The organism is Allocoleopsis sp. (genome assembly GCF_036703385.1).
GTDB lineage: Bacteria > Cyanobacteriota > Cyanobacteriia > Cyanobacteriales > Coleofasciculaceae > Allocoleopsis.
Genome location: NZ_DATNPA010000697.1, coordinates 1 through 9,261, shown reverse-complemented (window position 1 = coordinate 9,261; position 9,261 = coordinate 1). Strand labels below are relative to the sequence as shown.

General features: G+C 46.1%; 6 protein-coding genes and 1 pseudogene. 4 read left to right on the top strand and 3 right to left on the bottom strand.

Going from position 1 to position 9,261, the window contains the following annotated elements; all coding sequences use genetic code 11:
• Positions 1-11: 11 nt before the first annotated feature.
• Positions 12-425, bottom strand: a complete 414-nt coding sequence (locus tag V6C93_RS32810; protein WP_333480883.1) for a gamma-glutamylcyclotransferase family protein — start codon at positions 423-425, stop codon at positions 12-14.
• A 149-nt stretch (positions 426-574) separates the two neighbouring features.
• Here V6C93_RS32810 and leuS point away from each other — a divergent pair, with 149 nt between their 5' ends.
• A complete protein-coding gene (gene leuS, locus V6C93_RS32805) occupies positions 575-3,190 on the top strand; it encodes a leucine--tRNA ligase (RefSeq protein ID WP_349262912.1) in 2,616 nt (871 codons plus the stop codon).
• A gap of 202 nt (positions 3,191-3,392) precedes the next feature.
• Here the strand turns inward: leuS and V6C93_RS38595 are convergent.
• Together V6C93_RS38595 and V6C93_RS32795 are read right to left on the bottom strand one after the other, a co-directional pair.
• Positions 3,393-3,506: pseudogene (locus V6C93_RS38595) on the bottom strand (Uma2 family endonuclease); the annotation flags it as partial.
• Position 3,507: 1 nt separating this feature from the next.
• Complete coding sequence (locus V6C93_RS32795; RefSeq protein ID WP_333480880.1) at positions 3,508-3,711, bottom strand: hypothetical protein; 204 nt, start codon at positions 3,709-3,711, stop codon at positions 3,508-3,510.
• An 835-nt stretch (positions 3,712-4,546) separates the two neighbouring features.
• Here V6C93_RS32795 and V6C93_RS32790 point away from each other — a divergent pair.
• From V6C93_RS32790 to V6C93_RS32780, 3 genes are all read left to right on the top strand, one after another.
• Entirely contained in the window at positions 4,547-5,947 is a 1,401-nt protein-coding gene (locus V6C93_RS32790; RefSeq protein WP_333480879.1) for an NB-ARC domain-containing protein, read from the top strand.
• A gap of 711 nt (positions 5,948-6,658) precedes the next feature.
• Positions 6,659-8,155, top strand: a complete 1,497-nt coding sequence (locus tag V6C93_RS32785; protein WP_333480878.1) for an efflux RND transporter periplasmic adaptor subunit — start codon at positions 6,659-6,661, stop codon at positions 8,153-8,155.
• A gap of 14 nt (positions 8,156-8,169) precedes the next feature.
• The gene (locus V6C93_RS32780) at positions 8,170-9,018 is read left to right on the top strand and encodes an HAD family hydrolase (RefSeq protein WP_333480877.1); all 849 of its coding nucleotides are present in this window, start codon (positions 8,170-8,172) and stop codon (positions 9,016-9,018) included.
• Positions 9,019-9,261: the final 243 nt, after the last annotated feature.

Here is a 9,261-nt window from a genome sequence, read left to right as displayed (position 1 = left end):
AAGCTGGTCATTTATCTCTGCTGTGCTGCACTTGTCCAACACCCAGAGGGAATGAGAGTACCTTGGAAATACTGCACTTTTTCCAGTGTCATGAAGTAGACCCAAGCCAATCCTAGTAATTGCCCTGCTAGGCCATAGACTTCAATTTGCTCTCGATTATATTCGTTATCTTCCGGTCTGCGGTTTGGGTCGTAATCTTCTAGCTCATCCAGGCTGTCGAAGATGGTGGAGTCAGTAAAGGTTAGCAAAAAACCCTGAACTTGACCCTCTCCAAGTATAAGCCCTGGGTAGCCCAGCGATAGGTGATACAGTTGACCATAGGCGATCGCAGGTTTCTCCTCTACCACCTTCCCTACACAGTAGCGATCGTAATTAATCTCTCCGGGTTTGAGGGTGCCGTATACGAAAACTTTTACAGAATTCAAGGTTCGAGCGCTAGCCAACACATACTACAATGAGTAGTATAGATGCAAGCCATTGGTATTCCAAAGCCATATCGGCAAAATTCCCAATCGGGGATGTGTCAAAATTACGAAAGCAAAGGCAGATAGCGAGTCCAGTAGGAGCAAGTGTTGTGGAGTCCCGTTACAACCCAGCCGAGATAGAGGCACATTGGCAACAGATTTGGTCTGAACAAGGTATTGACCAGACCCCGACAGAGAGCGATAAACCGAAATTCTACGCCCTGTCGATGTTCCCCTATCCATCGGGTAATCTGCACATGGGTCACGTTCGTAACTATACAATTACGGATGTGATTGCCAGAGTTCACCGGATGCAAGGTTATCGGGTACTGCACCCGATGGGGTGGGATGCCTTTGGTTTACCGGCGGAAAATGCGGCAATTCAACGGGGGGTACATCCCGCCAAGTGGACGTATCAAAACATCACTCAGATGCAGTCTGAGTTAAAGCGATTGGGGTTGTCCTACGATTGGGATTGCGAACTCGCCACTTGTTTCCCGGATTATTACAAGTGGACGCAGTGGATTTTCTTGCAATTTCTCCAGGCGGGATTAGCTTACCAGAAAGAAGCCGCTGTCAACTGGGACCCTATCGATCAAACCGTACTCGCCAACGAGCAGGTGGATAGTGAGGGACGTTCTTGGCGTTCCGGTGCCAAAGTCGAACGCAAATTGTTACGGCAATGGTTCTTTAAAATTACCGACTATGCCGAGGAATTGCTCAACGACCTCGACAAATTGACGGGTTGGCCGGAACGGGTGAAACTGATGCAGGCGAACTGGATTGGTAAATCGGTTGGTGCCTATTTAGAATTTCCCATCATCGGATTGGATGAAAAAATCGCCGTGTTCACAACTCGCCCGGATACGGTTTATGGCGTCACTTATGTTGTTTTAGCGCCAGAGCATCCCTTGACGCCCAAAGTGACGACCCAAGACCGGAAAGCGGCGGTTGATGCCTTTATCCAAGAAGTTTCTGAAGAAAGTGAACTAGAACGCACCGCAGAGGATAAGCCGAAACGTGGAATTCCTACGGGGGGCAAAGCCATCAATCCGTTTACTGGGGAAGAAATCCCCATTTGGATTGCTGACTACGTGCTGTATGAGTATGGTACGGGTGCGGTGATGGGTGTTCCTGCTCACGATACCAGGGATTTCCAATTTGCCACCCAACAGAAGTTGCCCATCAAGGTGGTGATTGTGCCAGAAAATGAGGAGTCAGGAGTCAGGAGTCAGGAGTCAGAAGAATCTAAAATCCAAAATCCAAAATCCAAAATCGAAGGGGCTTACACAGAACCTGGAGTGATGGTTAATTCCGGTTCCTTCGATGGCATGGCTTCCACAGACGGGAAACAGGCAGTTATTCAACACGCCGAAAAGCAAGGATGGGGGAAAGCCCGAATCCAGTATCGTTTGCGGGATTGGTTAATCTCGCGGCAACGTTACTGGGGTGCGCCGATTCCAGTGATTCACTGCCCGAAGTGTGGGATAGTACCGGTGCCAGAAGCCGATTTGCCGGTACAGTTGCCGGAAGATGTGGAATTTAAGGGGGGTCGTGTTTCGTCCTTAGCGCAACTCGAAGGTTGGGCTGATGTGCCTTGTCCGACGTGTGGTACCCCAGCGAAGCGGGAAACGGACACGATGGATACGTTTATTGATTCCTCGTGGTATTTCTTGCGTTTTACTGATGCCAAGAATGACAAGCAAGTATTTGACCCCAATAAAACGAATGACTGGATGCCAGTTGATCAATATGTAGGGGGAATTGAGCACGCGATTTTGCACTTATTGTATTCGCGGTTCTTTACTAAAGTATTGCGAGACAGGGGTTTGCTCAACTTCGATGAACCGTTCCAACGCCTGTTAACTCAAGGCATGGTGCAGGGGTTAACCTACATGAACCCCACCACCGGCAAATGGATTCCTTCGGCACAGGTAGACCCCAACGACCCAAAAGACCCAGAAACTGGGGAAAAGTTGGAAGTTTCCTACAAAACGATGTCGAAATCCAAGTACAACGGCGTCGCACCGGAGGCTGTGATTAACAAGTACGGCGCAGATACAGCGCGGATGTTCATCCTGTTTAAGGCACCGCCGGAAAAAGATTTGGAATGGGATGAGGCGGATGTCGAAGGGCAATTCCGCTTTCTCAATCGCGTCTGGCGTTTGGTTGAGGAATGGTTGAAGGTTGGAAAGTTAAAGGTTGAAGGTTCTCAAGCTAACGTTCAACCTGCAACCCGCCAAGAAAAGGATTTGAGGCGAGCTATTCACACGGCAATAAAAGAAGTTACCGACGATTTAGGGGAGGAGTACCAATTCAACACGGCAGTTTCCGAGTTAATGAAACTGAGCAATGCTTTGACGGATGCTCATTGCAAAGACTCACCTGTGTATGCCGAAGGGATTGAAACCTTAATGACACTCTTAGCGCCCTTTGCACCTCATATTGCTGAGGAGTTGTGGCGAGCAATGGGTCATACGCAGTCGGTTCATACTCAAACTTGGCCTAACTATGACCCAGATGCTTTGGTTGCTGATGAGATTACATTGGTGATTCAAATTATGGGCAAAACTCGCGGAACCATTCAAGTTCCGTCGCAAGCCGATAAGCAAGCGTTGGAACAATATGCGCGTGAGTCGGAGGTTGCCCAGCGTCACATTGAAGGTAAGGAGATTAAGAAGGTGATTGTTGTACCTGGGAAGTTGGTGAATTTTGTAGTGGGATAGGGAGAAGTGCGATCGCCTGTGGCAGCCGTGAAGCTGACCACAAGGCGATCTATATATTGTGGTTCTCGGTAGCCTAGATTATGGGTAGGGGCACGACATGTCGTACCCCTACAGATATCAATTGTCCAATAGACTGATAAGTGCGATCGCCAAGCGCAGATTGCACTCAGGAAAAAGAGCGATCGCTTTTGTGTTCCCTACTTCATCTACCAGCCAGAAAAATCTGTTCAGCCGTCAGATTCAACCCTGGAAAAGTTTGTGATGCTATCTGGCTATCACATCTAAACTGACTAACTTGGTATTCTCCCTCAATAACATTACTTTTTCGGAGGTATCACGGGTTCCCACAACTCTGGGAATCTGGGTTTTCTCTTGCCTGGAACCGTAGTTTCAAGCCACAATTCGTCATTCTCTTTTTTGTAACCTTTTACCTTATCACCTTCAACAGTTTGCAACGAGCCCCAAATCATCGATGCAAATGCAGCAAACAAAATAAATGCAAAAAAATCAACAACGATCATTTTAATTTTCCTTATATATTGTAGAAGCCTAGTTTTTCCTCAATTAAATTGTTGGAGTAACTGTTTCTTGTTCATCACAAATAACCAAAAATGCTTTTTTTTTATGTTTTACATTCAATTTAATACATATTTAACAGTTTGTTCATATTAGGAATTGATTGAGATGATTTAGTGTGTTTGTTTTGAATCTAGTTTGCCATTTCGCCTAGGGTTGTTGCAACCGAACTTTAGGAAGTTAGTTTCCGAATTTAATTGTTTCTAGTGAAAAATATTTGAAATCCTTTCATGTAAAAGGTTTTTACTACTTATTTACTAAACAAAATTCATTTTTACATGCCTTAAGATCGGAAAATTTTTGATGTAAGAATTTTTATATTAAAAAGTCCATAAATAAATAATCTTGCAGTAGAATATTCAACATAATATTCAGGGATTAGGTGTCAATGACCCTAAACCCTAGAAGAACTGCATCTACTTTGATATGGCCTTGTTGAGCCTAATTCGCATTTGAACGACGACCATAGATAGCTTGTTTACCCTAGCGTCTAAACGGAAATACATTCCTCGATAGTTCAGAAGTCCGTGCTATTTGCTGACAGCAACTTTAGATAAACTGTTCCCTTACAAGGTGTAAATATGGCTCTTAAAAAGCCCTTTATTCTCATCATGACTCCACTCGGGTTAGAGTTCCGTCTTTAAGGCTTCATCACTAAGCAGCGCTCATTTCACTTCTGTAGAACCCTATCTAGTGAGGTAAGCATCTTGCCTGTCTTTTATAGACATTGAGCAAGAGCCTACCCCACTCGTGTATTTACCTAACTACGAGATTAACCCGATGCATTCAAAAAAACAGAGACGTAGGCGTGGTGTCGTTCTCACACCCCAAGGATTAAAGAAACTTCAGACGGCAAAAACTGAGGCGGAACGTCGCGAAAACCATGAAAGACGCTACACCTTGGAAGACTTAAGTATTCGCACTGGCTTAGATCCAGATACCCTGATGAAAGTATTTACTTGTGAAACTGGGGTTGATAAGCGAACTCTGGATCGGTGCTTCAGAGCTTTTAATCTATTGCTGGAGCAAAGTGATTATGACCTGCCGACTATTCAGTTTGAGTCTGTTGAGACGCGAGGCGGTACAATGGCTCAAGTGTTACCTGATTGGGGTGAGGCACCGGAGTCTGGCGTTTTATACGGACGCACAGAAGAACTGGCAACATTGACACAGTGGATTCTGGAGGATCGTTGCCGATTAGTGACACTCTTGGGTATGGGCGGAATGGGCAAAACCTGTCTGTCTGTGAAGCTAACAGAACAGATTCAGGATAATTTCGAGTTCCTGATTTGGCGAAGTTTACGCCATGCTCCCCCAATCCAAGACATCCTAGCCCAGCTGATTCGATTCCTTTCCCAGGATAAGGAAATTGATTTATCAGAAACGGTAGATGGTAGAGTTTCCCAACTCCTTCATTATTTACGAGTCCGCCGATGTCTACTGTTATTCGATAATATCGAATCAATTCTGCAAGGCTGTAATCGGCAAAAAGAGCCATACCACTATTCGGTTGGGCACTATCGCAAAGGCTATGAGGGTTATGGTGAACTCTTCACAAGAGTGGGGGAAGCACGCCATCAAAGTTGTTTAGTATTGACGAGTCGGGAAAAGCCTAAGGAAATTGGGCTATTGGAAGGACAAAGCTTATCCGTGCGCGTCATACAATTGAAGGGCTTACAACTAGGAGAAGGACAGGAAATCTTTAGAACCAAGGGTTCTTTTTGGGGAACAGTAGCTGAGTGGAACCAGCTTATGGAATACTATGCAGGAAATCCGCTGGTATTGAAGATCGTGTCTACGACGATTCAAAGGTTGTTTGATGGAAGTATTTCTGAGTTTTTAAAACAAAACACAGCTGTTTTCGGTAACATTCGCAATCTTTTGGAACATCACTTTGATCGCTTGTCAGAAGCAGAGCAAGAAATTATTAAATGGTTGGCTATTCATCGCCAACCCACTTCATTTTCAGAACTGCGAGAGAATATATCCCCTCCGGTATCCTTGCAAAAACTACTAGAGGCTTTGGAATCTCTGGAAGCGCGATCGCTGATTGATAAAAAGGCTGGGTTTTTCTTAACATCACCAATGGTAATGGAATATGCCACAGATCGATTCAGCGAAGAAAGAAATATTGAAATCCATCAGAAAGTCTTTTCCGGTAATCCGTATCAAAGAGTGTAAATGGACTTCTTGAACGTCATAGAACCGTTGGGTTAAGACTGAACTTTAGGAGAGGCCAGTCGATCGCTAGTGCAGCGCAGCAGAAATAAATGACCAGCTTGCCAATCTGCCCTAATCCGAATGTCACTGACTTAAGAAATCTCCTACCTCACCAAATAACCGTTGTGCAGGGGGTCTCTAGGTAGGCACTCCGTCCCCCAGTGGGGGGTTTGGGGGGAATTCCCCCAATCTTGGTTTTTCCAAGAAACGATCCGTTTTCGCTTAAGTCAGTGCCATTCGCCCTAATCCTATAAACACTAAGTATTGAGCTTGCTGGTCACTGCTCACTGTTCTGTGCTCACTGATCCTAGCGATCGCATCTGTTCAACCGCTCGGTTCTATGAGGTTTCACAGTTGCAGACACAACACTGTAGGGACGCACAGCTGTGCGCCCCTACTCCTCCTCCTGCAAGAGCATCCAATGCAAATCAGCTGATGTGATGATTAGCGATCAGCCTCTTGGGAGTGAAGACTCTTGCCTGATCCATCACCATCTGCTTTGGGTGGCTTGCCGAAGAGGTTGGGAAGACATAGCATTTTGGAGTTGGTGCGTCACCCTGCCAGATTACCATGCAAAGAACGGAAGGAAGACCATTTGAACTACTAGTACTCTGTCAGATACTTCCTCGAAACAGGTTGACTGTCGAAGCAAACTGAGGGGATAAAGTGTTGATGATGAACCTTCAGGAAAAAAAGACATTCAAAGCCGGAGTTCGATGGTTAGCCTTATCGGGAGCCTTGGCTGTACTCAGCACTGGGGGTTGGCTGATCTATGCTCAGACGTTTAATCGAGCGGCTCAACCCGTTGCGGTGCGTTTGCTCACCGTGAAGCGAGGCAATGTGGAACTCGTGATTAATGAGAGCGGTACTGTTGAACTGGGAGGTCAACAAGAGCTGAAGTCTCCTGGAGAAGTCACGGTGGATCGGGTACTCGTCAAAGTTGGCGATCGCATTCGCTTTGGTCAGAAACTGCTCATCCTGCGCAATCAACAGCGACAAACGAACCTTGACAACCAGGAGTTAGAGATTCGCAAACAGGAACTCAAACTCTCCCGCAGCCGCCAGAAGATTGACGAGGCTCAAGAAAAGCTGGCAGTGGCTCAAAAGGAACTTAAAGAGCCAGTCAATCAACAATTTTTGATTCGCAAACAAGAACTCATCTTGGAACGCAGCCGCCAGAAAGTAGAAGAAGCCAAAGAAAAGGTAGCGGCGGCTCAACAGAAACTTCAGCAACTTGAAATTCTGGATCGAAAAGGCTTCATTCCCGGCAATGAACTCCAAGAACAAAAAGAACAAGTCCGCAATGCTGAGTTTGCCGTGCGGGATGCTCAAACCACCGCCAACGCAGATACCCTAGAACTCCAGCGTCTTCAAGCGGAACAACAGCGTCCCTCTCAACTCCAAGACAAAGTGATCGAGGCTCAGTCTCAATTGCAAGAGGCTCGCGCTGCCGTCAACACTGATCGCAGCGAGCTCAAGCGTCTTCAGGTGGAGCGAGAAAGTATTCAGCAGCAACTCCAGAACAATATTGTGACAGCTCCCATTGCGGGTAAGGTTCTGGATGTGAAAGTCAAAGATGGGGATGGGCTAAAACCCGGTGATGTCCTGCTGACTCTGGGCAACCCTGCACAAGAACTGGTCACCCTCCAATTATCCACGCTTGACGCCACTAAAGTCCGAGTCAATCAAAAAGCTCGGATTAGGGTGATTGGGCCCGATGCGAAGCCCTATCGGGGACAAGTCAAGAGCTTGTATCCAGGCGCGATCGCACAAGAGGACAATCAAGGCTCATCCCGACGCCAATCTCCCCAAGCCAAAGTTCCGGTGATCGTTCAGCTTGACGAACCAACGGGTAGCTTAATTCCAGGGAGTCAAGTCAGCGTTGAGATTATTCAAGAGCAACGACAGAACGTACTCACGGTAGAGCCCTCAGCCATTGAGCGTTCTGAATCTAAACCTTTTGTCTGGATTCGAGACGATTATAGCAAGGCGCAAAAACGACCCGTCACTCTAGGACTAGAAGGAACAACTAATGTAGAAGTGAGAGCTGGCTTACGTCTGGGCGATCAAGTGATACTGCCCCCACCGGAGACTCCCCTCCAACCCGGAACGCCAGTCGTTCCTCAAAGTAATCCTCCTTCTGATAATATCAGTTCTCCTAACTCCTGAAATGTTTTCTCATCATGAAAAATATCGAGTTACTGGACTCACTCTCGCCTAAGCAAATTAAAGCTGTATTCTTCGATATTGACGGAACTCTGGTCAATCGTAACCATGAAATTTCCTTGTCTACTCGCCATGCGATCGCACAGTTGCTCAAGCAAAACATTACAGTCTCTTTAGCAACCGGACGGCCTTATTTTGGTGCATCTGCGATCGCCAGCGATTTAGGTGTGAATGGTCTTTCTCTGTTTTGTGCAGGAGCGCTGATTGTTGAGCCTGATCAAGGAACGCCTGTGTTTTCCCAAGCTATTGAGCCAGAGGTACTGGAGATGCTCATCCAGAAACTGTCACAACAGGGATTATACTTTGAGCTTTATACTCAGACAGACTATTACATCAATCAAGCGCATCCATTCGCTGATATTCATTCCGAATATCTTCATCGAACCCCTAAAATCATCTCTTTTAGTAAGTTGATTGCAACCCAGAAAATCATTAAAGTGAGCTTTACCGTAGACAGAGGTAGTGATGAAGAAACGGCTCTTTACCAAATACTAGCCCAATTTAGCACACTTCAATTCGCTACGGCCTTCGGTGCAGCTCATCCTCATCTTTTATGGGGAAGTGCAACACACAAAAATGCAACGCGAGAGAATGCATTTGACTTATTAATGTCTTTGATGAACATCTCCCCCTCAGAAGTTATTGCCTTTGGAGATGGAGAATCGGATATTCCCTTTCTCAAACTTGCAGGCATTGGAATTGCAATGGGAAATTCACCCCAGTCTGTCCAAAATGCTGCACAGATCGTCACTAAATCTGTTGAAGAGGAAGGTGTATTCCATGCCATCTCACGATTCCTTTGTTAAGACATCTCATGCTGGTATACCTATTGACATCCTCCCCTGCTAATTGCTAACGCAATATAGCGGGGGATTCCCAAGAGTTATTTGGTTTTCAATTCATCGAGCCGACTTAGAGCAAGAGCGTCTCCGTTCTTGAGTTATAAAGCTAACCCCTGACCGCAATTCATTCTAGAAGCGGCACTGTTGAGCCTAGTAGGGGGCATTTCTGCGATCGCGACTGTACATGGATTAACAGTGGTGGTGGCT

Excerpts from the sequence above, each read along its gene's own strand:
- V6C93_RS32780 (WP_333480877.1), top strand. The coding sequence starts at position 8,170 with ATGAAAAATATCGAGTTACTGGACTCACTCTCGCCTAAGCAAATTAAA.
- V6C93_RS32790 (WP_333480879.1), top strand. The coding sequence starts at position 4,547 with ATGCATTCAAAAAAACAGAGACGTAGGCGTGGTGTCGTTCTCACACCC.
- V6C93_RS32785 (WP_333480878.1), top strand. The coding sequence starts at position 6,659 with ATGATGAACCTTCAGGAAAAAAAGACATTCAAAGCCGGAGTTCGATGG.
- V6C93_RS32795 (WP_333480880.1), bottom strand. The coding sequence starts at position 3,711 with ATGATCGTTGTTGATTTTTTTGCATTTATTTTGTTTGCTGCATTTGCA.